Here is a 22,471-nt window from a genome sequence, read left to right as displayed (position 1 = left end):
TGCGCTCGAATGCCATTGTCCACGATCGCGGGCGGCTCGTGGGTCACAGGTTCAACTCGGGCCGGATTCTGTCGAAATTGCTAGCTGCCCACGATCGTGGACACCGCACAAGCGGTGTGCTTTAGTGGGGCTGCCCACGATCGTGGGCAGCTCGACGGAGGCACCCATGACCCCTGCCCGACTTCACCTGACCGATAGCGAACTGCTGCGGCTGCTGATGCACTGGGCGCCGCTCGGCAGACCCCTGACCATAAGGGAACTCGCCGAGCAGGTCGGCATCTCGAAGAGCAAGGTTCACGCGCTGCTGTCCGGCGAGCGCACCACTGTCACACCCGAAATCGCGCGCCGCATCTGTGGCGAGCTCAGCGTGCACGAGGGGGCTCTCTTTTTTAAGCCACTGCCCACGCCCATGGGCGAGGGCGTCGATGAAGGGAAACGGCATGAACACGAACGAGCGGTCGATGCAGATGCGGCTCGCAGCTCACAAGAGCTGGGCGGGCACGACGGACCGATCGGCCCGTACCGCCGCCGCCCGTAAGGCAAGCCACCACACGCGCTTTCTGGACAAGGCGCGCGAGATGCACCCCGACGCGAGCGAGGCGCAGATCGAGGCGGTCGCCGAGTCGCTGCGGAAGGCGCATTACACCGAGCTCGCTCTTAAGTCGGCGCAGGCCCGGCGGGCGAAGAGCGACGCGGAGAAGGCCACGAAGCGGCGTCGCACGCGGGACGAGCTCGCGCAGTACGCGGCGAGCAAGAGCGAGCGCGCTGCCGCCTAAGAACCCCGACGCGGGTCGGGGTCGGCCCGGACCGGCATCCGGACCGCCCCTATCGGCTCGCGCCGCACCCAGCATGCAGAAAGTGAGGCGGTTCGCCTTGAGCGCGCAGCCTATCGAGCGCCCCCGGCAGCTCTCCGACCTCGACCGGAAGGCAAGCAACGAGCTCGCCGTCGCCGCGATGCTCGACTACCTCTCGCTTCCCGCCCCGACCATGACCCCGCGCACCGACGCCGTGCACATCACCGTGACGGACACGCGCGATCTCGGTCGGTGGATGTTCACGCTCGGCGGCGAAGTTCACCGCAGCGCCGGCGCCCACGCCGTCGCCCTGTGGTCGCTGCACACAAAGACCCCGACCCGGGCCGACGGCTCGACCGTGGCGATTCGCGTTCACGTCGCGGTCGTTGACGGCGAGGACGTGCTCACCGAAGTTCGCCGGCCGGTGACCCCGTGAGCACGAACCCCGACGCCGTGCACGGCACCTCGACCGACGCCGCCCTCGAAGCAGCGGCCGCCCGATGACCGCCGCCGACTTCCGCGAGCTGCTCGACGCCCTCGGCTGGGGCGTCGGGGCCGCGCTGCTGCTGATGCTCGCCGGCGCCTTCGACACGGCCCGTGCACGCAACTCCCGTACGCGAAAGGACGACTCGACGTGCGACTGACCACACGCGACCGACTTCGCTACCTCGCCGCGAAGGTGCGGTATCGGCGGCAGACGATCATTCCCGGCGCCTTCCGTATCAGCGTTCGCCGGACGCCGCTCGGTGCCGAACTCGACGTGTCCGACCTCGTCGAGAGCCTTGTGCGGCAGCTCGCCGAGAACTACGCCGACGACCCCGAGGGCATCGACGCCGAACTCGCCAGGATCGCAGAGCTCGGCGTCGCCGCCGAGAACGAGCGGCACCTCGACGGCGCCGGCTACGCCGAGCACGAGCGAGACAGCCTCGTCGAGCAGTTCGTCGACGAGATGGGCGGCGCCCGCATGCGGATCGGCGGCGCCATTTTCACGATCTTGCCGGAGACCGTTCGCGCCCTGGTCGATGAACGCGAAGGCAGCGCCCGGTGACCGCCCCGAAGAACTCCGTCGCCACCGAGCGGGGCCGCTACTACCGCGACCCCGCCGGGGGCCCGGACCTGATCTCGGTTACGAACGTCACCGGCTCGTCGGTGCACAAGCCCGCGCTCGTCCCGTGGGGCGCCGGGCTCGTCGCCGACGCGGTGATCGCGAACCCGATCGAGGTCGCCCGCCGTGCCCGGACCGAGCCGACCCGGCTGCGGCGCGAACTCGTCGCGCTGCCGAACGTGAACCGCGAGCGGGCGTCGAACCTCGGCACCCGCGTGCATCACCGCGCGCACTCGATCGTGATCGGCTCCCCGTACCCGGCCGATCCCGAGGTCGAGCCGTACGCGCGGCAGCTCGCCCGGTTCTTCCGGCTGTGGCGCGTGGACTTCGAGCGCGACGTCGAGGCGGTCGAGACGACCGTGCTCGATCGCGAGCACGGCTACGCCGGCACGGGCGATCTGTGGCTGTGGTTGCCGACCGGTCCGGGCGGGCGCCGCGAGTTGTGGCTGATCGATTACAAGACGAGCGCGAAGAAGCCGGCGACGACGGTCTACGCCGAGCAGCCCTACCAACTCGCCGCATACAAGTACGCCCCCGTCGCGCTGCTCGCGGACGACTCCGAGGTTCCCGCGCCGCGGCCACGCCGCACTGCCGTGCTCAACATTCGCCCCCGCGGCTACCGGCTGGTCGAGCTGCCGAGCGACCGCGCGGTGTACCGGGCCTTTCTCGGTGCGCTGCGCAGCGCCCGGCATCTGCACAACGCGCCCAACGCGTACCCGACGGTTCTGCCGCCATGGGCACCGGGCGCAAATCCCCGAAAGGCGGCGTGACATGGGCTCGCGCATCATGACCATGAAGAAGCAGGCGGTCGAGCTCGGTCGCATCCGTACCGGCTACAGCGTGCCGAACGAGGACCCGAAGAAGCGGGCCCGCGCGGTCCGGTCCGAGACGTTCATCTTCACCTCGCACAGCCGCGACTACGTCGCCGCGGCCGCCGAGCAGTGGGGCGGCGACGTCGAGCCGTGGACCCCTCAGCGGAGCAAGATCGAACAGTTCCGCGTGATCACCCGGGCGCGCGAGATCCGAGCGATCATGCCCTCGGGCGACCCGCTGTCGCAGGCGTACGAGATGTGGGGTGGCGGCGGCTGTGTGCGCCGCTGCGACGGCGAGCGAGAGCAGAAGAGCGGGCAGCCGTGCATCTGCCTCGCTCGGTACGGGCCTGAGTGGCACCGGCGGTCGCCGCGCGAGGTGTGCCGGCCGACGAGCCGTATCTCGGTGATGCTGCCCGAGCTGCCCGACCTCGGGGTGTGGCGGCTCGACACGCACTCGTATTACGCGGCTGACGGGATGGCGGGCAGCGTCGACACGGTGCTGCAAGCCACGGGCGGCGCTTCGATGATGCCGGTCCGCATGTGGATCGAGCAGACGACGCGGGTCGAGAACGGCGAGACGAAGACCTTCCCGGTCGTCAAGCTCGTGCCTGCCGTGCCTCAGTTGAAGCACGCACTGTCGGGCCCCCTGTCGACGGCGGCCGCGCTCGACCCGAGCTCGCTCACCCGGCCGGCGATCGAGGCGGCGCCCGCTGAGATGCCCGACTACCTCGCCGAAGCGCGCGGCTGCCGGACCGCCGAAGAAGTACGGCAGGTGTGGCACAAGGCCAACAGGGCCGGGCACGTCAAGCGCGACGGCACCGACGATCTGTCGCGGGACCTGATGCAGATCTCGCGGGACGTCGAGGCCGGTATCGACCCGCGCACGGGCGTGGTGAACGACGACCAGGACGACGCCGGCCCGGACGCCGAGGGCGTCTACGAAGGCGAGGTTGTCGAGGACGACGAGCCACCGATGCCGCATCCTGCCGCGGCGTGGCCCGAGGTCGCGCAGCCGGGCGGGGGTGCGCGGTGACCCCTTGGCACATGGGGCGCATGTGCGCCTTCGATCTTGAGACGACGGGCGTCGACGTCGAGGCCGATCGCATCGTGACCGCCGCGGCGATCAGGCTCGGCGGCGGCGCCGGTACCGAGCCGTCGTCGTGGATGGCCGACCCCGGGATTCCGATCCCGGACGAGGCGGCCGCGGTGCACGGGATCACGACCGAGCACGCGAGGGCGAAGGGCTCGCCCGCGGTGAACGTCGTCGACGAGGTCGCGCAGACCCTCGCCGATGCCCTCGGCACCGGCGTGCCGATCGTCGGGCACAACGTCGCGTACGACCTCACACTGCTCGACCGCGAGTGCCGGCGGCACGAACTTCCCACGCTGCTCGAACGGTTCACCGACGACGTGCTGTGGCCGGTGCTCGACACGCGCGTGCTCGACACGCACGTGCTGCCGTACCGCAAGCGCCCGTCGAAGACACAGGGTGCGCGGCAGCTCGTCACCCTCGCGCAGGTCTACGAACTGCCGTGGGTCGAGGACGACGCGCACGGCTGCGAGTACGACGCGCTGATCGCCGCGCGGGTGGCGTACCGGATCGGGACGCTCGCGCACATGCGCCGCGGTGACTGGCCCGAGCCGATCCGCACTGAGCGGCGGCCGCGGTTCCAGGAGCTCAAGGGGCTCGACCTCGAAGAGCTGCATCACCTGCAAATCCGGCTCGCGCGTGAGCAAGCGGCCGGGCTCGAAACGCACTTCCGCAAGACCGACCGGACCGCAGTGGTCGACGGGTCGTGGCCGGTCCGTCCCTGGGTGGGTGAAGCTGCATGATCCCCAAGATTCGAATGCTCGACCTCGACGAGCACGCCCTCGTGCTCACCATGAACAAGACCGGCGAGGTCGAGGTGATCAACCCGGGCATGTGCGACGCCCTCGCCGCCGCTGTGCTGCGCACGATCGCCGATCAGCTCATCGCGGCGCACCCGCCGTATCCGTGCACGCCGGATGCCGAGCCCGAGCAGCAGCACGACCGGCCACCCGAGCCGGTGACCGGGCACGGCAGCCGGCTCGACACCGACCGGAAGGTGTGGACGGACGGACGCGGGCACGCGTGGGACCTGTCCCTCAAGTGGGGCGACGCCGCGGGCGGCGTGTGGCGCTGGACGGGCGTGCTCGACCGGGCCGGCACGCCGATGATGCGCGCGACCGACGGCGACGGGCGTGAGCCCCTCGACGTCGTGCGGTCGCTGTACGGGCCGATCGCCCCGCTCGGCGGTGCGGCATGACGAACCCGTACCTCCTCGCTGTGCTCGTCCTCGCGTCGGCCGCGATCACATGGGCGGTGCGCCTCGCCCCGCGCCGGGTAACTGCCGAGCCGCCCGCCATCGACGAGCCGCCCGTCGGCGGCGAGTTGTGCGCGATGGCTTACTGCGGCGCCTGCCAACGCGAGCAGTACAGCGCCATGCACGAGGACGGCTCTCACACCTGTTGGACGTGCCGCACAACGTCGGCGGGTGACCAGTGATGAGTGTCCCCGGGCTGCTCTCCCCCGGCGCCTTCGCGCCCCTCGACGAGGTGCGCTTCGCCCCGGTCGAGCTGCGGGTGATCGGGCTCGACCTCTCCTTGAAAAGCACGGGCGTCGCGCTGCCGGACGGCTCGACGTTCCGGATCAAGACGAAGGCGAAGGAGGGCGACCGCCGGCTGTGCGTCATCCGTGACCGCATCCGGGCCGTGCTCGCCGAGCACCGGCCGCACCTCGCCGTCGTCGAGGATCTGCCGACGCACGCCATGTCGGCCGGGATCACCGGTCAGGTGCACGGCGTCGTTAAGGCCGAGCTCGTCGACGCCGACGTGCCGTACGCGCTGATCGTCCCCGCGACGCTTAAGAGCTTCGCGTGCGATCACGGCAGCGCCGACAAGGTCCGCATGGCGGCGGCCGCCTACCTCGCGGCCGGCGCCGAGTTTCCCGGCGACCTCGACGCGAAAGGCCGCGGGGGCGACATGTGCGACGCGTGGTGGCTGCGCGCGGCTGCTCACGACTGGTGCGGAATGCCGCTGTTCACGCTGCCGCAGGCGCAGCGCGATCGGCTCTGCAAGGCGAAGTGGCCGGACGCCTACCGGCAGCGCTACGTCATGGGGGTGTCACCGTGACTCTGCGGATTGGATCGCTGTTCAGCGGATACGGCGGGCTCGACCTCGGCGTGCAGGCAGTGCTCGGCGGCGAGATCGCTTGGCACTGCCAGTACGACCCCGAGGACAAGTTCCAGTACGCCGCGCGCATCCTCGCCCACCATTGGCCCGGCGTGCCGAACCTCGGCGAAATCAGCGCCATCGACTGGCAGCGCGTGCTCGACGACCTCGGGCCGATCGACGCCCTTCTCGGTGGCTTCCCTTGCACCGACCTCTCATCCGCCGGGCAACGGCTGGGACTCATGATCGGCACGCGCTCGGGCTTGTGGCACTACATGCTGCGCGCGATCGCAGTGCTACAGCCCCGATTGGTGGTGATCGAGAATGTTCGCGGCATCCTCTCAACGAAGGCACGTAGCGGAGTGGAGCCCTGCCCGTGCTGTGTGGAGTACGCAGGAAGTGAGCCTCTTCTGCGGGCACTCGGTGCCGTACTCGGCGACCTGGCCACCGTCGGGTTCGATGCGGAGTGGGCGGGCGTACGCGCTTCGGAGATCGGCGCTCCCCACGAACGTTTCCGCGAGTTCGTCCTCGCATGGCCTGCCGACGCCAGCGGCCCGGGACTGGAAGGGCGACGGATACTCGGGGCAGTTGCCGAACACGCTGCGACTGCTGCCGACACCGCGCACGTCGGACACGAACGGCGCGGGGAAACACGGAACGGGCGGACCGGACTTGCGGACGGCGGTCGCTCTGCTGCCGACACCGATGGCGAGCGACTCTCGACATACGGCGAACTACCGGCCGGACGGATCGGCGTACGGCAACGGGCAGGGAATGACCTTGACGGACGCGACTCGACTGCTCCCTACACCGAGAGCGTCGGATGGGGAGAAGGGCGGACCGAATCAGCGGGGCAGTTCGGGCGACCTGACGCTGCCGAGCGCGGCAGCGAGGCTGATGCCGGCGCCTATCGCGTCGGACGGGGTCGGGGCGAGCGAGAGCTACAGCCAAGTCACTCCGACATTGAATGGGGTGAGTACGAACCCGCGATCCGGCGTTGGGAAGCGATCCTCGGGCGCCCTCACCCCCGGCCAACTGACGATCGAGGACGTCTAGCCGCTGAGTTCTCGGAGTGGATGCAAGGGCTCGCCGCCGGGCACGTCTGCTCGGTGCCCGCCGCGCCCGGAATGAGCGAGGCAGCACTACGAAACGCCCGGCTCAAGGCGCTCGGTAACGGCGTCGTCCCTTTGCAAGCCGAGGCCGCGCTGCGCTTGCTGCTCGCTCGTGTCCTTCCCGAGGTGCCGCTGCTCCTGGGGAACGAAGGTGCGGCGTGAATGGCGTCGGCCCGAGCATCGGCAACCCGCGGCCCGGGTTCGGGCTGCGGGTCCGCCTCGACCACAAGCGGGCGCTCGCATCCGGCGACTTCAACTGTCGGTGCAGCGAGCTCGCCGAGGACGCCGTCGGTCACGACGAGGTGCGGCAGATGGCGGTTCGGGCCGAGCGCCACATGCGGGACGAGTGCCCGCTCGACGAGGTACGGGCGGCGGCCGCCATGCGCGACCACCGTCGCAAGAACCCCCGCAAGAAAAGGAAGTGATCACGATGCACGACCTCGACCCCGACAAGCTGCCCGAGGTCAAAGTCGACGGCAACGCCGGATGGCTACAGGCGGCGCTCACAGCGGCGCAGCGCCGGGGACTGTGGGAGAACCCCGGCACGAGCGTGTTCGCCGTCGTCGAGCTCACCTCGAAGTCGTTCGTCGGGCATGCCGAAGGCGAGGACAAAGACCCGCAGGTGAAGCTGCGGATAACGGTCGCCGAGGTCGCTCAGGATCACGAACAGGCCGGGCTCGTCGCCGAGGTGATGCGCGCCATGATGCGGCGCCGCCGCATGAACGGCACCCTCGACGAGCTCGGGCCCGGCTCGCGGGACGTCGAGGCAGCCGTCGCCGAAGCTCTCGCGTCGCACCCGACCGAGGGCGAGTTCGAGGTGCACAGCGACCGCAAGCGTCGTGCCGGCCGAGTCGAGCAGTACGGATGACACGGCCGGCGGCGGGCAGTCACGGGGCGCGGCGAATGCGCTGCCCCCGCTGCTCCCTTCCCGTGCTGCGCCAGCTCGTCGGCCGGCGGGCGGCGCTCGACGTCGTCGCCGATGCCGAGCAGATGACCGCGGCCGCGGCCGCCGCGCTGTGCGAGCCGAACCGCCTCGACTGGTGCGTGCGCGCCGTCGGCGGCGGGCTCGACCTTCGGTGGCCGGGCAGTCCGCACCCCGCCGGCTGCCCGCACCCGCACGTGATCGACCACGTCTGTACCGCCCCGGTGGCACCCCCGCGGAACCCCGCGGCCCGTAAGACCCGCAAAGCCCCGCCCGTGCCCGCCGGGCAGCTCACCCTCTGAGAGGTACACCCGATGCCATGGTTCAACGTCGACGACAGCGCCCACAGCCACCCAAAAATGATCAAGGCGGGTAACGCTGCGGTCGGGCTGTGGATGCGGTGCGGCTCTTACGTGGCGCAGCACTTGACCGATGGCATCGTGCCCGGACTCGTCGCTGCCATGTACGGCACGGCGCCGCAGATCAAGAAGCTCACGGCCGTCGGGTTGTGGCATGCGACCGGGCACGACTGCCCGAGCTGCCCGCAGCCACCGGCCGGTGACTACTGCATGCACGACTACGCCCGGAACGGGAACCCGACCCGCGCCGAGGTGGAGCGGCGTCGTGCGAAGGCCGCGGACAAGAAGCGCAAGCAACGGGCGTCGGGCGGGGCCGGCGACGCCCCCGGTCGGCCGCCGAGGAATCCGTCGCTCTTCGACGACGATCCCCAGACGGATCGCGAGGGAATCGACGACGATTCGGATTCTTTTTCTCCCCCCGATTCTGACGAATACGCAGGTCAACGGGGTATGTCCCCCGGGGACTCCCCCGGGACTTCACGCGCGCGTGATCCACTCCAATCCACTCCACTCCCTAAGCGGGGGGTTGCTGAGAGAGAGAACGGTGCGGGTAGTAGCGGGCGCGCCCCCGAGCCGGCTCACTCTCTGATCCCCACCGATTGGGCACCGAGCGAGGAAGACGTCGCCGCGGCGCAGCTCGCCCGGTCCGACGCCGGCCGCGAGCAGCTCACGCAGCAGCAGCTCGTCGCCGTCACGCGGAAGTTCGTCCGCCGGCAGCTCGACGACCGGCGCCGCGCGGCCGCGTGGGGTGGCAGGTGGCAGCAGTGGGCCGAGAACGAGCGCACCGAATCGGGCGTCGTCGTTCCTTTTGACCCTGGTGCCCACGCCCACGGGCGAGGGCGTGAACAGCAGACCAAGGGACAGCAGCAGCGCGAGGGGCTCGCGCGGCTCATGCAACAGACCGGGGAGGTCTGACGATGGACACGCAGGAAGTGATCAGGCTGCTCGCCGAAATCAGCCTCATCGATGACCGGGTCGTCAAGACCGACGAGACCGAGCAGATCGCGCAGGTGCGCCTCTGGGCCGCGGCACTGATCGACGTGCCGTATCCGTTCGCCGGCGAGGCGGTCGGCCGCCACTACGCCGAGAGCGCATGGGCGGTCATGCCGAAGGACATCGCGGCACGGTGGCGCACGGTCGCCCGTGACCGGATGGCGCGGCACGCCGAACGCCGGGCGCCGGATGCCGACCCGGACGACGTCGACGGGTACGTGCTCGCACTGCGCGCCGACCGATCAGCGGTCGTCACCGGTGTCGAGCCGCCCGCCCGGGTCAGGGCAGAACTCGCCCGCGTCGGCCGGACGCTCGACGAGCCGGCCCCGGCGAACCCCCGCTATCGCGCGGCGAAGGCAGCCATGTTCCCGAAGCGCGACAAGCCGGCCGGACCGCCCGAGCTCAGCGTGCGCTGCCCGACATGCGGGGCGGACGCCGACCGCCCCTGCAAGACGCTGGGGCGAGAACGGGTCATGGGCAACACGCACCCGGACCGGCAGCGCGATCACTTCGTCGCGCAGCAGCAGGGGGCGAGCGCATGAGCGACGCCGAGCAGCGGCAGATCGCCGACGCGTGCGCCGCGGTGATCGCCGGGTCGATCGAGGAAGTCGTCGCCGAGTTCCCCGACGCCACCCCCGAAGCGCAGGCACGGCGCGCGGTCCGCGCACTCATGGCGCAGGGGTGGCACATCACCGCCGAGCCGCTGTGCGCCCGTCTGGGCGCCTCGTCGGGGCTGACGCACACCACAAGCCGCACGAGCACCTCTACGCCCGCCCTGCGGTCCGCGTAGCGCTGAGAAAGGGATCACTCAATGACCGCCGAGAATCCACAGCAGATCGCAGCCGGCCCGCAGTTCGTAGGGGCCCGCATCGTCCGCCCCGATGAAGCGGTCGCCCCGCCCCGGTTGTTCGTCCTGCGCCGTCATATCGACGTGTCCGGGGTGAGCGGTACCGGGATCGTCGCCGATGGGGCGCTGTGGCCGGACGGGACCGCTTCGGTCAGGTGGCGCGGCGAGCACCCCTCAATCGTCTTTTGGGATCGCGGCCGCATATCCGTCGACCACGTCCACGGTCACGGCGGCGCGACCGAGGTCGAGTTCGTCGACGAGGACCCGGCCGACTCGCTCCCGACCGCCGAGGCGCCGATCGCGCTGCGCCGCGTAATCGACATTGCCCTCGGTAAGCCGGTCCGGTGCCCGCAGTGCCATCGGCCGGGCGCCTGCCGGTGCATCGCATCCCGGCACGAGGAACGCGTCGAGGTCGTACTCGACGCCGTGCTGTCGTGGCTCTCCCGCAACCCGGGCGGCGCCTCGTGAGCGCCTTCGACTTCGACCCCGGCGACCTCGACGAGGACACCCTCGACGCTCTCGACGAGATGACCGACGACGAGCTCGCCGAGCTCTTCGACGACCAGGACGACGGCGAGCCCGAGCTCATGCTGCTCGCCGGCTACGGCCGGCCGGCCAATCGGCGGCCGCCCGTGATCGACCCGCACCGGCGCCTCGAAGACCTTCCGCCGATCGACACCTTCACCCCGCCCGCCCGTACCACTGCGAGGACCCAATGACCGACATATTCACCGCCCTTGACGAGAGGAAGTGCGGGCCCGAGTGCGCCGAGACGCACACCTGCACTGGCCGGTGCATCCTCGCCCCGCTGTATCCCTCGCTCGTGTCCGACGAGGTACTGCTCGCCGCCCTCGACGGGGTGCGGGCATGGCGGCACCGGCAGCCGCACCACGATGCGGCCCGCTTCATCGAGCTCGACGCGATTCTTGACGCCGCAGCGGTCGGCCGGATCGAGAGGCAGCTCGGACAGGATGCGCCGACGTCGCTGCCCGAGGCGGTCGAGGCGCACCACCACCTCATGAACCAGCGCCGCCGCGCGCTGGAGGACGCACGCCGCACCTGGGATCAGGCCGAAGCGAACGCGATCCGGCAGGTTGCCCGGTTCATGCCGCACAGCACCCCACAGCCGGCGAAGAGCGGGGGGACGCGATGACCATGCAGGACACCGCCCGTACCGCCGCGGAAGACCTTCGGATCGTCCTCGACCACTGGCAGCACATGCGAGACCTGATCGACACCACCACGCCCGCCCCATGGCCGCCCGCCATGCGCAGCGACTACCTTCGCGCCCTCGATGAGCACGACGCCGCCGAGGTCGCCGCACCCGCGGTCGAGCGCGAGCACCTGGTGCTCGCTGAGCAGCCCGCCCCGCTGCGACTGCACGTCGTCGACGCCTGCCGATCGGTCGAGGTCGCGCTGTGCTCGGTCGCCGACGAGATCGCCGCCGATGTGCAGCGCGCAAAGGTCGCCCCGCCGCGCCGGCCGAACCCGACCGACCCGGTCGGTCGCGACCTCGCACTGCTCGCCGCTCGTGACGAGGCAGACCCGCAGCGCTGGCACTACAACGTCGGCGGACGCAGCGCGCCGCGGGCGGCCGCATGGCTGCTCGCACGGCTCACCGACAAGCCCGGCCCGTGCCTGCCCATCAACGGGGCGCACCGCGACCGCATCAGCCGTATCGCCCGCGAGGCAGCACGGCGCATCGAGCGGACGATCGGCATCGAGCAGCGCCGCGGCTTCCCCATGGAAGACCGGCCGTGCCCGTGGTGCGGCGCCACACTCACGATGCACCGTGGCGGCACCGATGCGCCGACCGTGACGTGCGAGAACGGGATCGAGTGCGGCGCCCCGGTGCAGCTGCTCGACGGACGCCGCACATGGGCGGAGCCGCACGAGCTCGCCACCCTCGAAGCGGCGCTCGACGCTGGCGCGCGTCGCCGGAAGCGGGCCGCGGACCGGCGTCGGCAGCGCGCCGCGGCGAAGAACCGCGATGTCGCATAGGCCCGCCACGCAGCAACGGGGACCCCGCCGATCTGCCTTCGGCGGGGTCCGTTCGGTCGTGCGCTACTGCTCGTCGGGCTCGATGCGGCGTCGGCTGTCCCGAGCCGCTGCTCGCTCGGCGAGAGCCTTGAAGAAGGGACGAGCGAGGTTCCAGTCGACCGCTTTCGAACGGCCGACCGGGACGACCGGAGGAAACCCCGGCTGTGCCGCTAGCTGCGACACGCGTTGATGAGTCATCGATGGGGCGATTCCCTCGTCGACAACGCGCCGGGCGCATTCACGGAACGACACCATGTCGGGTGCCTCCCCTCCATCGGTCATGGGCATGAATTCTCCCCACCTGACTTGCCATATGGCAAGTCAGGTTCTAGCTTTGCGCCTACATACGGAAAAGCCCCGGCCGGCGCTGAGGACGCCATATGGCCGGGGCGGACCCGCCCATAGCCGCTAAGCCGAGAGGGCCGATCCGTGAAGAATCGTAGCCGGGCGCATCCGACCTCACCCCCCGAAGGACCGAGTCGCACCAGCCGCTTTCGCAATCGGATCGGGTGGCGCATCGCACTCGGGATCATTTCGCCGGCCGCCGCGGGCATCGTGGCATGGTCCCTGTACGTCGTCGCTCACGACATGTACGGCGTTCCGGGGTTCCTCGCCGCGCTCGTCGCCGCGTGCTTCGACGGCATCGCGCTCGCCTGTCTGCACCTCGCGAGCGAGGCGGTCCGCGAGGGACGCAGCGCGCTCGGGCCCCGGCTCGTGACGCTACTGCAAGCGGTGATCTCGATGTACTTGAACCGCCTGCACGCCGAGTACATCGGCGGCGGCTTCGGGGCGACGCTCATGTTTGCCGCCCCAACAGCGGGGCTGCTGTTGCTCTTCGACCAGTCGTGGGCCGCGACCCGCGCACGACACCGGATCGCGCGCGGCGAGCACCCGATGCGTTGGCCCGTGTTCGGGTGGCTCGGGTGGCTGCTCGCCGGCGAACAAGCGTGGGAGGCGACGAAGCGCCGCGCCGTCGCGCACGTGACCGGCGCCGGCGACGAGGACGAGCCGGCCGCCACCGGGGTACGCGAGTCGGGCGAGCTGCTCGCATCCGAGTTCACCGGCATGGCTCCGAGCAAGGCAATCAAGATCATGCACGAGGCCCGGCCCGAGCTCACCCTCGTGCAACTCGCCGACGTGCTGCGGCAGTACGGACAGGAAGTGACCGAGGTCGACGTCGCGATCGTCCTCGACCGCGTGCCGCGGCCGAGCGGCATCACGGTGACACGGGCTGATGCGGGACCGCATCACTACGAGGCGCCCCCTACGCAGCACCTCGTGATCACCGTGCAGCAGCCCGAAGCCATCACCACGGCGCCCGTTCCGGCCATACTGCCCGAGCCGACTGCCGAGGGTGCACCCGGCCCCGCAGGTCGGCCGACAGATGCGCCGCGGCAGCCCGAGGTCGACGACACCCATCGGACCGAGCGCATCGTCGACGAAGCACTCGCCGGGGCCGGACTGTCAAAGGCCGATGCAGTGCGGCGCATCCGTAATGCGCTGCCGAGCCTCAACGCCGTACAAGTGGCCCAGCAGATGACCCGGCACGGGTTCGAGACGACCGATGGATACGTGCGCACGGTCAACTCTCGCGACGCCAACAAGCCGAAGGCCGAGCAGCAGCCGCGACCGAAGCGCGAGCAGATCGGCCCCTATCTCTAACGGCCGGAAGGGGCTCGTCGTGGCGGTCACGAACGCCCAAGGAATCGGGGCGCTTCCCGCGGTGAATCGTCACGGATTCCGTGACGATTCACCCCCGAAAAGTCTGTGATCTCCGGGCAAGTGCACAGGTCATGCCGTTCTGTCCCCGGGGGACTCCCTCGGGACTCACGCGCGTGTGCTCCACTCCACTCCACTCCCGTACGTGGGGGTTGCTGAGAGAGCGCTACGTGCAGGCGGTATCGCGCGAGCGCACGACACGCTCTCTCTGCCCCCGCCCGTGACTTGACGCCCGACGATCACGTGTCGCACCCTTGTCGGCAAGTCCGCTATGCCCGGACGCAGAAGCTACGCCAACGCCCCTCGCACACAGCGGGGGGCGTTCGCATTTCCCCCACGCGGCCCCGCCCGGCGCCGCCATCACCGCGCCCCACCCCACAACCGGACCCCGCCGAGAGGGGCTGTCACCCATGCGCGTACGGCTCACCGACGGGCAACGCGAGGTAGAGATCAGAGCCGAAGGCGACGACCCGGGACTGCTGCGGCAGATCGAGCGCACCGCGCGCCGACTCCTCGTCGACCTCGCACCCCAACCAAGCCCGAGCCCGAGTGCGTTCGGGTTCGGCAGGCAGCTTGACCTCGACCGCGTCGCCCTCGACTCGACGATCGAGCAAGCCGACCAGGACAACGAACTCGACCACGAAGACGAGGACGACGACACATGAGCGGCCGATGGGCAGGCAGCAACCGACGGGCCGAGCTGCCGCCCAACTGGTACAGCGAGATACGGCCGTTCGTCCTCACACGTGATCGCTACCGATGCCAATGGTTCGAGAACGGCCGACGCTGCATGCGACCGGCGAACCAGGTCGACCACATCGGGGACAAGCACGATCACCGACCCGAGATGCTGCAAGCGCTCTGCGCCGAGTGCCACGCCCGCAAGACGTCACGCCAAGGGAACGCGGCTCGATGGGCGGAGCGTACGCAGCGACCGGCCGAGCGACACCCGGGGCTCATCTGATCAGGAAGGCCGGCCAGGATGTGAGTGATCACCCTGGGGGGTGACTCCCTCCCCTCGCCCCTTCGGGGGCCCGGGAGGTGCTGCGGCTCTCCGGGCGTATGAAACCCCGGGATTCCGGGGCATGGCACCCCCTGTGCTGCCCGTGGGCGGACGGGCAGGGGTCGGGGAGGGTGATTCGATGGCGCGGCGACTGGGCATCGCAGAGCGCCTCTCACCCCCTCGACCCCATTCTGCAGAATGGATAACCGCAGGTCAGAGCCCCTTTTGCCGTTACATCTGCGGTAGGATGGGGGTATGAACACGCGCCGCTGCGAGCACTGCGAGGGACACCTCGGCGCCCGACATGCGCACAACGCGCTGTACTGCTCGGGCCGATGCCGGGTTGCGGCGCACCGCGCCCGCCGCACCCTGCCCGACGAACTCACGAGCCGGCCCCGTTGGGTACGCCGCACCTCGCGGAAGCTGCCGATCACTGTAGGCGGGAACACGGCGAGCAGCACGGACCCCGAGACGTGGTCGCGCTACCGCGACGCCGCGGCATCGACCGCCGGCGCCGGGCTCGGGTTCGTCCTCGACGGCGACGGCGTCGTATGCCTCGACCTCGACCACTGTCTGTACGGCGACCGGCTCGCCCCCTGGGCGCAGCGCATCGTCGACGCCGCCGGCCCGACATGGGTCGAGCGATCGGTGTCCGGTGACGGGCTGCATGTCTGGGGACTTGGCGAGCTGCCGCACGGCCGGCGCATCAGCGTCGGGACCGGCACGGTCGAGCTGTACGGGACCGGCCGGTACATCGCGGTCACGGGCGACACCTGGGGCAACACGCCTCGCCGGCTCGGTGATCTGTCCGAGGTCATTCACGAACTGTTGTAGCGGCTCCCGACACGGGGCGCTGCGGCGTACCCGACACGGGAGGTAGACCGATGGCTGTGGCCGGACGCAAGCCGAAGGATGGGCCGAAGCGCAACAGGGTCGCTGCGGTGCACGAGTGGACGACCGTCGCCGACGAGCGGTACGAGGGACCGCGGCCCGAGCTGCCCGAGTCGCGGCGGGTTGAGTGGACCGATCGCGAGCTCGGGCGCTGCTCTGAAATGCAGCCGTTGCAGCAGCTCACCCGCGTGTGGTGGGAGCGCATCACTGGTATGCCGCACTGTGTTCTCTGGGATGACGGCGACTGGCAGTTCGCGATCACGACCGCCATGGTCGCCGACGCCGTGTTCGCCGGCGACGTCCGGCTCGCCGGCGAGCTGCGGCAGCGCGAGCGCGTGATCGGCACGACCCTCGACGCCCGGCGCGATCTTCGCATCCGGTACGTGCCGGTCGAGGATGCCGACCAGGACGACGAGCAGCCGCTCGCCGCGGCCGCCGACGCGCGGCCGGTGACCCGGCTCGCCGACCGCCGGCGTCGGCTGATCGCCGATGCCCCGTGAGCTCGTTCGCGCCCGGGACCATGACCGCACCCGCTCGCTAGGTTGGCTCGCCCTCGCGTGGAAAGAGCATTTCTGCGTGCACGGGCCCGGGGACATCCAGGGGCGCCCCCTCGATCCCGACTCCCCCGACGGCGTTCCCCTCGACGATGAGCTCGCGGCGCTCACGGTCGACGCCTACGCCCTCGACGGGTCCGGTCGTCGGCTGTACGACTCGACGTTCTTCTCTCGGGCGAAGGGGCGCGACAAGTCGGGTACGGCCGGGCGCTTCGTACTCTTCGAGGCGTTCGGGCCGTGTCGGTTCGCCGGGTGGGCCGAGGGCGGCGAACGGTTCCGGTGGCGCGACTTCGAGTACCGCTATGAGCCGGGCGAACCAATGGGTCGGCTCGTCACGTACCCGTTCATCCGGTGCCTTGCCACCGAGGAAGGGCAGGCCGGCAACACCTACGACAATGTTCTGTACAACCTCACCGACGGGCCGCTCGGCGAGGATCTGCCGAGCGACGCCGCGGGCGTGACCCGAGTCATCCTTCCGGACGGCGGCGAGATCGTTCCGTCGACCGCGTCCAACGCCGCGAAGGACGGCGGGAAGGAAACGTTCGTCGTATTCGACGAGACGCACCTGTACGTGCTGCCCGAGTTGCGCCGCATGTACGCGACGGTCCGGCGCAACATGGCGAAGCGCAAAGAGGCGTCGCCGTGGTCGCTGGAGACGTCGACGATGTACGCCCCGGGCGAGGGGTCCGTCGCCGAGGAGACACACACGCTCGCGAAGCTCATCCGGGAAGGCAAGACCCGGCGCGAGCGGCTGCTCTTTGATCACCGGCAGGCGCCCGAGGGCATCGACCTCACCGACGAGGCTGCGGTGCGCTCGGCGCTCGGCGAGTCGTACGGCGACTTCGCCGCCGTGATGGATCTCGATCGCATCGTCGATGAGATCTTCGACCCGCGGAACTCGCCGAGCGACAGCCGGCGGTACTTCTTCAACCTCGCCGAAGCGGCCGCCGACGCATGGCTCGCCGAACCCGAGCTGATCGCCGTGAGCGACCTCGACAAGGTCATCGCCGACGGCGACATGATCACGCTCGGTTTCGACGGCTCGCGCAAGCGCTCGCGGAAGGTGACCGACGCGACCGCCCTGATCGGCTGCCGCGTCGCCGACGGGCACCTCTTCGAGCTCGGCGTGTGGGAGCAGCCGGCCGGCGCCGCGGGTGAGAACTGGGAGGTGCCGAAGGCCGAAGTACTCGCCGCGGTCGAGAGCGCCTTCGATCGGTACCGGGTCGTCGGCATGTTCGCTGACCCGGCGAAGTGGCAGGAGCACGTGACCGGTTGGGAAGCCCGGTACGGCACGCAGCTCGCGGTCAAGGCGACCCGCGATCACCCCGTCGAGTGGTGGATGACCGGCGGCCGCGCGATTCACATCGTGCGGGCAACGCAGCGCCTACTCGACGCGATTCTCGAACGCGAGGTCAGCTACGACGGGTCGTACGCCTTGACCCGGCACTTCCTCAACGCCCGTCGCCGAGACGGGCGTACGGGCATCCAGATCATGAAGGAGAACCCCGACTCGCCGCGCAAGATCGATGCCGCGGTCGCGAGCATCCTCGCCTTCGAGGCGCGGTCGCAAGCGGTCGCGAAGGGGCTCGCCGAAGAGGCTGCCCCGATGGGCGGGTTCACGTTCTGAGAGCCCGAGAGGGGGCGACATGCTGAGTGACGAGGTCGACTCTCCCGACTGGTGGCTGCTTCGTCTCGGGCGACAGATGCGTGATCGTACGTCCGAGCTCGACACGTGGTGGGACTACTACCGAGGGCGACACCCGTTGCCCGAGCTGCCGCGGAACGTCGGCGAGGCGTTCCGGGCGTTCCAGCGCAAGAGCCGTACCAACTTCATGGGCACGGTGGCGAACGCTCCCGTGCACAGGTTGCGGGCGTTGGGGGTCACCGACGGCGAGGGGAACCCGGACGACGACGCCGCCCGGTGGTGGCAGCTCAACCGGCTCGACAGCCGGCAGAAGCAGGTGTACCGAACTGCCCTTACGCAGTCGGTCGGCTACATGATCGTCGGGCCGCACCCGACCCGGGTCGAGGACAACGCCCGGCCGTCGCCGCTCATCACCGCCGAGACGCCGCGCGAGTGCATCGTCGAGCACGACCCGGCGACCGGCGAGCGTCGAGCCGGGCTCAAGGCTTGGTACGACGACGTCGAGCGGGTCGGCCGGGCAACGCTGTACCTGCCCGACGTGCTCGTGCGGTACAAGACGAAGGAGCGCGGGCCCGGCCGGCTGCCATGGGGCCGGCAGGCATGGGAGCAAGACGGCGACGAGCAAGAGCACGACCTCGGCGGTCTGCCGATGGTCGACTTCCCGTGCCGGCCCGAGCTCGGCGAGGACCCCGAGCCCGAGTTCGCCGGCGTGATCGACATTCAGGACCGGCTCAACCTGGGTGTACTCAACCGGATGACCGCGGCCCGGTACTCAGCCTTCCGGCAGAAGTACGTCACCGGCCACAAGTTCCGGAAGCGCGTCGACCCGCTCACCGGGCTCGAAGTCGTCGAGCAGCCCTTCGTCCCCTCGCCCTCGGCGGTGTGGGCGAGCGAAGGCGAGGCGACGCGGTTCGGGCAGCTCGACGCGACCGACTTGAGCGGATTTCTGAAAGAGCACGAGGCCGATATCCGAAACCTGTTGCTGATCAGCAACACCCCCGCGTACTACTTCGCGACCGACCTCGTGAACATCAGCGCCGACACGGTGCAGGCACTCGACGTGCTGCACCTCGCGAAGGTCGGCGAACACATGGCGTTTTTCGGCGAGGCGATCGAGGACGTCTTCACCCTGTGTGCGCGGCAGGCCGGCGTCGAGCGCGACTTCACCGAGGCCGAGGTGCGTTGGCAGGACCCGCGGCAGCTCAACCCGGCCGTGCTCGCCGACGCCGCGGTAAAGAAGAAGGGGATCGGCTACCCGCTCGGCGTGCTCGCCGAGGATATGGGCGAGTCGCCGCAGCGCGTGCGGCGTATCACCGCGGGCGCCGCGGCCGACGCACTGCTCGGCGCCTCACTGCTACCGACCGCTGCGCCGCAGCAGCAGCCGGCGGCCGGCACGGGGACCGGTGGGACAGCGTGAGCGAGGCGAGGCAGGCGGCGCTCTCTCAGCAGTACGACACGCTCACCGACCGATTGCGCGAGCGGCTGCTCAGCTTCGTCACCGACGCTTTCGAGTCGCTCGGCAGCTACCGCGACGCCGACGCGACGCTGTTCGTCGAGCACGTGCTGCCGGCCGTGCTCGGCGCGCAGCAGCAGATCGGATCGCTCACCGATGCCTACCTCGCCAGCATGGTTGCCGACATGTTCGGCGGTGCGGCCGCGCCCGCGGGCGTCGTGCTCGACGATGCGTTGCGCGGCGTCGCACCCGAGGTCGTCTACGCCCGGCCGTTCGCGTCGGTGTGGTCGGCGCTCGGCGAAGGTAGGGACATGGTCGACGCGGTCGCCGCCGGCGGTGTCCGGCTGCGCTCAATCACCGAGACCGATATGCAGCTCGCCCGCACCCATGCGGCGCAGCAGACGATGCGTCGCGGCGGCGCGCGGTTCTACCGGCGTCGGCTGTCCGGCCCAAAGAATTGCGCGTTGTGTGTGATCGCGAGCTCGCAGCGGTACCGCGTCGAGAAACTCATGCCGATTCATCCGGGCTGCCACTGCAAGCCGGAACCCCTACCGGGCGACCGTGACCCGGGGCAGATCATCGACGAGGGGCTGCTGCAAGAGGCGCACGACGCGATCGCGCGTGACCTCGGCGAGTCGGATCGCGGCGGCCGCAAGCCGGATTACCGGAACGTGATCATCACCCGCGAGCACGGCGAGATCGGGCCCATGCTGGCCGTCCGCCGGCACGAGTTCACCGGCCCGAAGGACGTCCCGAAACCGGACGCTCCGGGCGCGGACTGACGCCGACACGGCGCATCACTGCTCACCCTCACCCGACACGGGAGACACCACCATGCGTACGCGCACTCTGCCCACGCTGCCCGGGATCGAGGCGGCCGCCGGCTGGACTCACCCCTACCCGACCGGTCTGTTCTCGCCGTTCTTCTACAAGGACGGCGGCGACAGTGGCGGGGACGAGACCGACGACGGCAGCGACGACGACCAGGACGACGACGCCGGAGACGACAAGCCCGACAAGGGCGACGACGGTAAGGACTGGAAGAGCGAGGCCGAGAAGTGGAAGGCGCAGTCACGCAAGCACGAGGCCCGTGCCCGTGAGAACGCGAACGCGGCGAAGGAACGCGATCAACTGCGGCGCGAGGGACTGCCCGAGCAAGAGCGGAAGATCGAGGAAGCTGTCGGCAAAGCGCTCGCCGAAGAGCGGGCGAAGAACGGCGGGAAGCTCGCGCGGCAGGCTTTCCTCGCCGCGGCGAAGGGGCTGATCCCCAACGCCGGCGACGTCGCCGACGACGTGAACCTCTCTCGGTACGTCACCGACGAGGGCGACGTCGACGAGGACGGTCTCGCCGAACTCGTGAAGCGCCTCGCCCCGAAGGCATCCGGCACGGACGACGACGAGGACGACGACCGCGACGACGAGCGCGACACGCGCCGCGGCGGCCGCGACCGGCGCGGGTTCGATCAGGGCGCACGCGGCGGCCGCTCGAAGGACCGCCGCCGAACCAGCGTCGCAGCCGGCCGCGATCTGTGGGCCGAGAAGCACGGCAAGAAGACCAACACCTGACACCGGGAGTCTCCCGATGAACCTCACCACCACGACCGAGACCTTCGGTCAAGACGATCAGTCGTGGCTCGCGTCCGCGCACGGAACGAGCAACGCGAGGACGATCACCCTCGACACCTCGGCGTTCACGCCGGCCACGCACTACCCGAACGGCTACTTCCCGAGCGGTCTGCCCCTGGGGCGGATCACCGCGACCGGGCTGTTCGGACCGTATGACAACACCGCGGCCGACGGTCGCGAGACCCTCGTCGGTCACCTCTTCACCGCGGTGAAGTCGCCGACCGTCAACACCATCGACCCGCAGGGCGCTCTCTTCTGGCACGGCGGCGTCGTCGAGGCCAAGCTGCCGCGCCCCGTCGACGCTGCCGGGAAGACGGACGTCGCCGGCCGGATCACCTACTTCTGAGAGGGGTGAGTAACCCGTGCTGATCAACACCGACTACATCACCCCCGCCGAGCTCACCGGCTACGTGCGCGCCGGCGAGGCCGACCGCGCAGCGAATCAGTTCACGCTCGCCCGGTGGCTGCCGAACAATCCGATTGATGACCTTGAATACCGCTTCACCCGGGGTGGCGAGGGGCTGATCGAGGCGGCGTCGTTCCGGTCGTACGACACCGAGTCGCAGATCGCTGCGCGGCCCGGGATCACCCGCGTCTCCGGTGAACTGCCGCCGATCTCCCGCAAGCTGCGGCTCAACGAGTACGACCGGCTGCGGCAGCGTCGCCTCGGCGGACAGGTGCGCAACGCGCTCATGCGTGACGCACTGCGCATGACACGGGCGGTGTCCGCGCGTATGGAACTCGCCCGCGGCGAGGTGCTCTACAAGGGCAAGCTCGAACTCGCCGAGAACGGCATCGTCGCGACCGTCGACTTCGGCAGGAAGGTGTCGCACACAGTCGTCGCTGCAACCGCGTGGACGAACCCGGCCGCCGAGATCCTCGCCGATCTCATGGCGTGGAAGGCGACTTACATCGCGACCAACGGCGAGGCGCCCGGCGCCATCGTCACGAGCGATCGAGTCGTCGCGCTGATGATGCGGAATGACGAACTGCGCGCCCTGGTGTACGCGGGCGGCGTCTCGCAGCCTTCGGTGATCAGTGTCGCCTCGATCAACTCGGTTCTACAGGCGTACTCGCTCCCGCCGATCTCGACGTACGAGGCGCAGGTGCGGGTCAACGGAACCGCGACCCGGATCATCCCCGACGACCGCGTGCTGCTGCTGCCGGCCGCCGGCGACGCCAACGACCCGGAGTCGACCGACCTCGGCGCCACGTTGTGGGGCACGACTGCCGAGTCTCTCGACGGCGATTACGGGATCGAGGACGGCGAAGAGCCGGGCATCGTCTCGGGTGTCTACGCGGAGAAGGACCCGCCGGCGCTCTGGACGAAGGCGGCGGCGATCGGGCTGCCCGTGCTCGCGAACCCCGACCTGACGTTCTGCGCCGACGTCGCCTGAGAGGGGT

Annotated in this window: 33 protein-coding genes; 32 read left to right on the top strand and 1 reads right to left on the bottom strand. The window is 70.1% G+C overall.

Going from position 1 to position 22,471, the window contains the following annotated elements; all coding sequences use genetic code 11:
- The first annotated feature begins 166 nt into the window (after positions 1-166).
- The 22 genes from D9V36_RS29135 (at position 167) to D9V36_RS29040 (ending at position 12,137) form a co-directional block, all read left to right on the top strand.
- Positions 167-538 (top strand): helix-turn-helix domain-containing protein, encoded by a 372-nt coding sequence (locus D9V36_RS29135; RefSeq protein ID WP_164993049.1) that lies wholly within the window; start codon positions 167-169, stop codon positions 536-538.
- Positions 441-776 carry a hypothetical protein gene (locus tag D9V36_RS29130; RefSeq protein WP_241721095.1) on the top strand — a complete coding sequence of 112 codons (336 nt, stop codon included), beginning with the start codon at positions 441-443 and terminating at the stop codon, positions 774-776. Before D9V36_RS29135 ends, D9V36_RS29130 begins: the two co-directional genes overlap by 98 nt.
- A gap of 97 nt (positions 777-873) precedes the next feature.
- The gene (locus D9V36_RS29125) at positions 874-1,230 is read left to right on the top strand and encodes a hypothetical protein (RefSeq protein WP_241721094.1); all 357 of its coding nucleotides are present in this window, start codon (positions 874-876) and stop codon (positions 1,228-1,230) included.
- 64 nt (positions 1,231-1,294) lie between these two features.
- Positions 1,295-1,438 (top strand): hypothetical protein, encoded by a 144-nt coding sequence (locus D9V36_RS41130; RefSeq protein WP_164993048.1) that lies wholly within the window; start codon positions 1,295-1,297, stop codon positions 1,436-1,438.
- Complete coding sequence (locus tag D9V36_RS29120; RefSeq protein ID WP_129296367.1) at positions 1,429-1,842, top strand: hypothetical protein; 414 nt, start codon at positions 1,429-1,431, stop codon at positions 1,840-1,842. Before D9V36_RS41130 ends, D9V36_RS29120 begins: the two co-directional genes overlap by 10 nt.
- The gene (locus D9V36_RS29115) at positions 1,839-2,669 is read left to right on the top strand and encodes a hypothetical protein (RefSeq protein ID WP_129296366.1); all 831 of its coding nucleotides are present in this window, start codon (positions 1,839-1,841) and stop codon (positions 2,667-2,669) included. The genes D9V36_RS29120 and D9V36_RS29115 overlap by 4 nt, the downstream gene beginning before the upstream one ends.
- 1 nt (position 2,670) lies before the next feature.
- Complete coding sequence (locus D9V36_RS29110; RefSeq protein ID WP_241721093.1) at positions 2,671-3,744, top strand: hypothetical protein; 1,074 nt, start codon at positions 2,671-2,673, stop codon at positions 3,742-3,744.
- A 20-nt stretch (positions 3,745-3,764) separates the two neighbouring features.
- Positions 3,765-4,544 (top strand): exonuclease domain-containing protein, encoded by a 780-nt coding sequence (locus D9V36_RS29105; protein WP_241721092.1) that lies wholly within the window; start codon positions 3,765-3,767, stop codon positions 4,542-4,544.
- Positions 4,541-4,999 carry a phiSA1p31-related protein gene (locus D9V36_RS29100; RefSeq protein WP_129296364.1) on the top strand — a complete coding sequence of 153 codons (459 nt, stop codon included), beginning with the start codon at positions 4,541-4,543 and terminating at the stop codon, positions 4,997-4,999. The genes D9V36_RS29105 and D9V36_RS29100 overlap by 4 nt, the downstream gene beginning before the upstream one ends.
- Positions 4,996-5,238 (top strand): hypothetical protein, encoded by a 243-nt coding sequence (locus D9V36_RS29095; protein ID WP_129296363.1) that lies wholly within the window; start codon positions 4,996-4,998, stop codon positions 5,236-5,238. Before D9V36_RS29100 ends, D9V36_RS29095 begins: the two co-directional genes overlap by 4 nt.
- On the top strand, positions 5,238-5,864 hold the full coding sequence (locus tag D9V36_RS29090) for a hypothetical protein (protein WP_129296362.1): 627 nt from the start codon (positions 5,238-5,240) through the stop codon (positions 5,862-5,864). Before D9V36_RS29095 ends, D9V36_RS29090 begins: the two co-directional genes overlap by 1 nt.
- Positions 5,861-7,177: a DNA cytosine methyltransferase gene (locus D9V36_RS29085; RefSeq protein WP_241721091.1), complete on the top strand. Its 1,317-nt coding sequence runs from the start codon at positions 5,861-5,863 to the stop codon at positions 7,175-7,177. Before D9V36_RS29090 ends, D9V36_RS29085 begins: the two co-directional genes overlap by 4 nt.
- Entirely contained in the window at positions 7,174-7,440 is a 267-nt protein-coding gene (locus D9V36_RS29080) for a hypothetical protein (protein WP_129296361.1), read from the top strand. Before D9V36_RS29085 ends, D9V36_RS29080 begins: the two co-directional genes overlap by 4 nt.
- A gap of 5 nt (positions 7,441-7,445) precedes the next feature.
- Entirely contained in the window at positions 7,446-7,883 is a 438-nt protein-coding gene (locus D9V36_RS29075; protein WP_129298762.1) for a hypothetical protein, read from the top strand.
- Between the two features lie 35 nt (positions 7,884-7,918).
- The gene (locus D9V36_RS29070; RefSeq protein WP_241721090.1) at positions 7,919-8,239 is read left to right on the top strand and encodes a hypothetical protein; all 321 of its coding nucleotides are present in this window, start codon (positions 7,919-7,921) and stop codon (positions 8,237-8,239) included.
- Positions 8,240-8,251: 12 nt separating this feature from the next.
- Complete coding sequence (locus D9V36_RS41520) at positions 8,252-9,211, top strand: hypothetical protein (RefSeq protein ID WP_206739745.1); 960 nt, start codon at positions 8,252-8,254, stop codon at positions 9,209-9,211.
- A gap of 2 nt (positions 9,212-9,213) precedes the next feature.
- The gene (locus tag D9V36_RS29060) at positions 9,214-9,831 is read left to right on the top strand and encodes a zinc finger domain-containing protein (protein ID WP_129296359.1); all 618 of its coding nucleotides are present in this window, start codon (positions 9,214-9,216) and stop codon (positions 9,829-9,831) included.
- On the top strand, positions 9,828-10,079 hold the full coding sequence (locus D9V36_RS29055) for a hypothetical protein (protein ID WP_129296358.1): 252 nt from the start codon (positions 9,828-9,830) through the stop codon (positions 10,077-10,079). The genes D9V36_RS29060 and D9V36_RS29055 overlap by 4 nt, the downstream gene beginning before the upstream one ends.
- A gap of 21 nt (positions 10,080-10,100) precedes the next feature.
- Positions 10,101-10,604, top strand: coding sequence for a hypothetical protein (locus D9V36_RS41515; RefSeq protein WP_206739744.1), 504 nt, complete (start codon positions 10,101-10,103; stop codon positions 10,602-10,604).
- Complete coding sequence (locus tag D9V36_RS41125; protein WP_164993047.1) at positions 10,601-10,855, top strand: hypothetical protein; 255 nt, start codon at positions 10,601-10,603, stop codon at positions 10,853-10,855. The genes D9V36_RS41515 and D9V36_RS41125 overlap by 4 nt, the downstream gene beginning before the upstream one ends.
- Positions 10,852-11,289, top strand: a complete 438-nt coding sequence (locus D9V36_RS29045; RefSeq protein WP_241721089.1) for a hypothetical protein — start codon at positions 10,852-10,854, stop codon at positions 11,287-11,289. The genes D9V36_RS41125 and D9V36_RS29045 overlap by 4 nt, the downstream gene beginning before the upstream one ends.
- Entirely contained in the window at positions 11,286-12,137 is an 852-nt protein-coding gene (locus D9V36_RS29040) for a hypothetical protein (protein ID WP_129296357.1), read from the top strand. The genes D9V36_RS29045 and D9V36_RS29040 overlap by 4 nt, the downstream gene beginning before the upstream one ends.
- Positions 12,138-12,200: 63 nt before the next feature.
- On the opposite strand, the gene D9V36_RS29035 is transcribed toward D9V36_RS29040, so the two are convergent.
- Positions 12,201-12,464, bottom strand: a complete 264-nt coding sequence (locus D9V36_RS29035; protein ID WP_129296356.1) for a hypothetical protein — start codon at positions 12,462-12,464, stop codon at positions 12,201-12,203.
- Positions 12,465-12,605: 141 nt separating this feature from the next.
- On the opposite strand from D9V36_RS29035, the gene D9V36_RS29030 reads away from it, so the two are divergent.
- The 10 genes from D9V36_RS29030 (at position 12,606) to D9V36_RS28980 (ending at position 22,464) form a co-directional block, all read left to right on the top strand.
- Positions 12,606-13,838 carry a DUF2637 domain-containing protein gene (locus D9V36_RS29030; protein WP_129296355.1) on the top strand — a complete coding sequence of 411 codons (1,233 nt, stop codon included), beginning with the start codon at positions 12,606-12,608 and terminating at the stop codon, positions 13,836-13,838.
- Between the two features lie 467 nt (positions 13,839-14,305).
- Positions 14,306-14,560, top strand: coding sequence for a hypothetical protein (locus tag D9V36_RS29025; RefSeq protein WP_129296354.1), 255 nt, complete (start codon positions 14,306-14,308; stop codon positions 14,558-14,560).
- Positions 14,561-15,153: 593 nt separating this feature from the next.
- Positions 15,154-15,732: a bifunctional DNA primase/polymerase gene (locus D9V36_RS29015; protein ID WP_129296352.1), complete on the top strand. Its 579-nt coding sequence runs from the start codon at positions 15,154-15,156 to the stop codon at positions 15,730-15,732.
- 50 nt (positions 15,733-15,782) lie between these two features.
- Entirely contained in the window at positions 15,783-16,289 is a 507-nt protein-coding gene (locus tag D9V36_RS29010; RefSeq protein WP_164993046.1) for a hypothetical protein, read from the top strand.
- A 76-nt stretch (positions 16,290-16,365) separates the two neighbouring features.
- Entirely contained in the window at positions 16,366-17,970 is a 1,605-nt protein-coding gene (locus D9V36_RS29005) for a Terminase (protein WP_241721088.1), read from the top strand.
- 19 nt (positions 17,971-17,989) lie between these two features.
- Entirely contained in the window at positions 17,990-19,405 is a 1,416-nt protein-coding gene (locus D9V36_RS29000) for a phage portal protein (RefSeq protein WP_129296349.1), read from the top strand.
- The gene (locus D9V36_RS28995; protein WP_129296348.1) at positions 19,402-20,223 is read left to right on the top strand and encodes a hypothetical protein; all 822 of its coding nucleotides are present in this window, start codon (positions 19,402-19,404) and stop codon (positions 20,221-20,223) included. The genes D9V36_RS29000 and D9V36_RS28995 overlap by 4 nt, the downstream gene beginning before the upstream one ends.
- A gap of 52 nt (positions 20,224-20,275) precedes the next feature.
- Entirely contained in the window at positions 20,276-21,007 is a 732-nt protein-coding gene (locus tag D9V36_RS28990) for a hypothetical protein (RefSeq protein WP_129296347.1), read from the top strand.
- Between the two features lie 16 nt (positions 21,008-21,023).
- Complete coding sequence (locus D9V36_RS28985) at positions 21,024-21,413, top strand: head decoration protein (RefSeq protein ID WP_129296346.1); 390 nt, start codon at positions 21,024-21,026, stop codon at positions 21,411-21,413.
- Between the two features lie 16 nt (positions 21,414-21,429).
- Complete coding sequence (locus D9V36_RS28980; protein WP_129296345.1) at positions 21,430-22,464, top strand: major capsid protein; 1,035 nt, start codon at positions 21,430-21,432, stop codon at positions 22,462-22,464.
- The last annotated feature ends 7 nt before the right edge of the window (positions 22,465-22,471 follow it).

The organism is Streptomyces lydicus, from assembly GCF_004125265.1.
In the GTDB taxonomy this organism is placed as follows: Bacteria; Actinomycetota; Actinomycetes; order Streptomycetales; family Streptomycetaceae; genus Streptomyces; species Streptomyces lydicus_C.
This window is presented reverse-complemented; position numbering and strand designations above follow the sequence as displayed.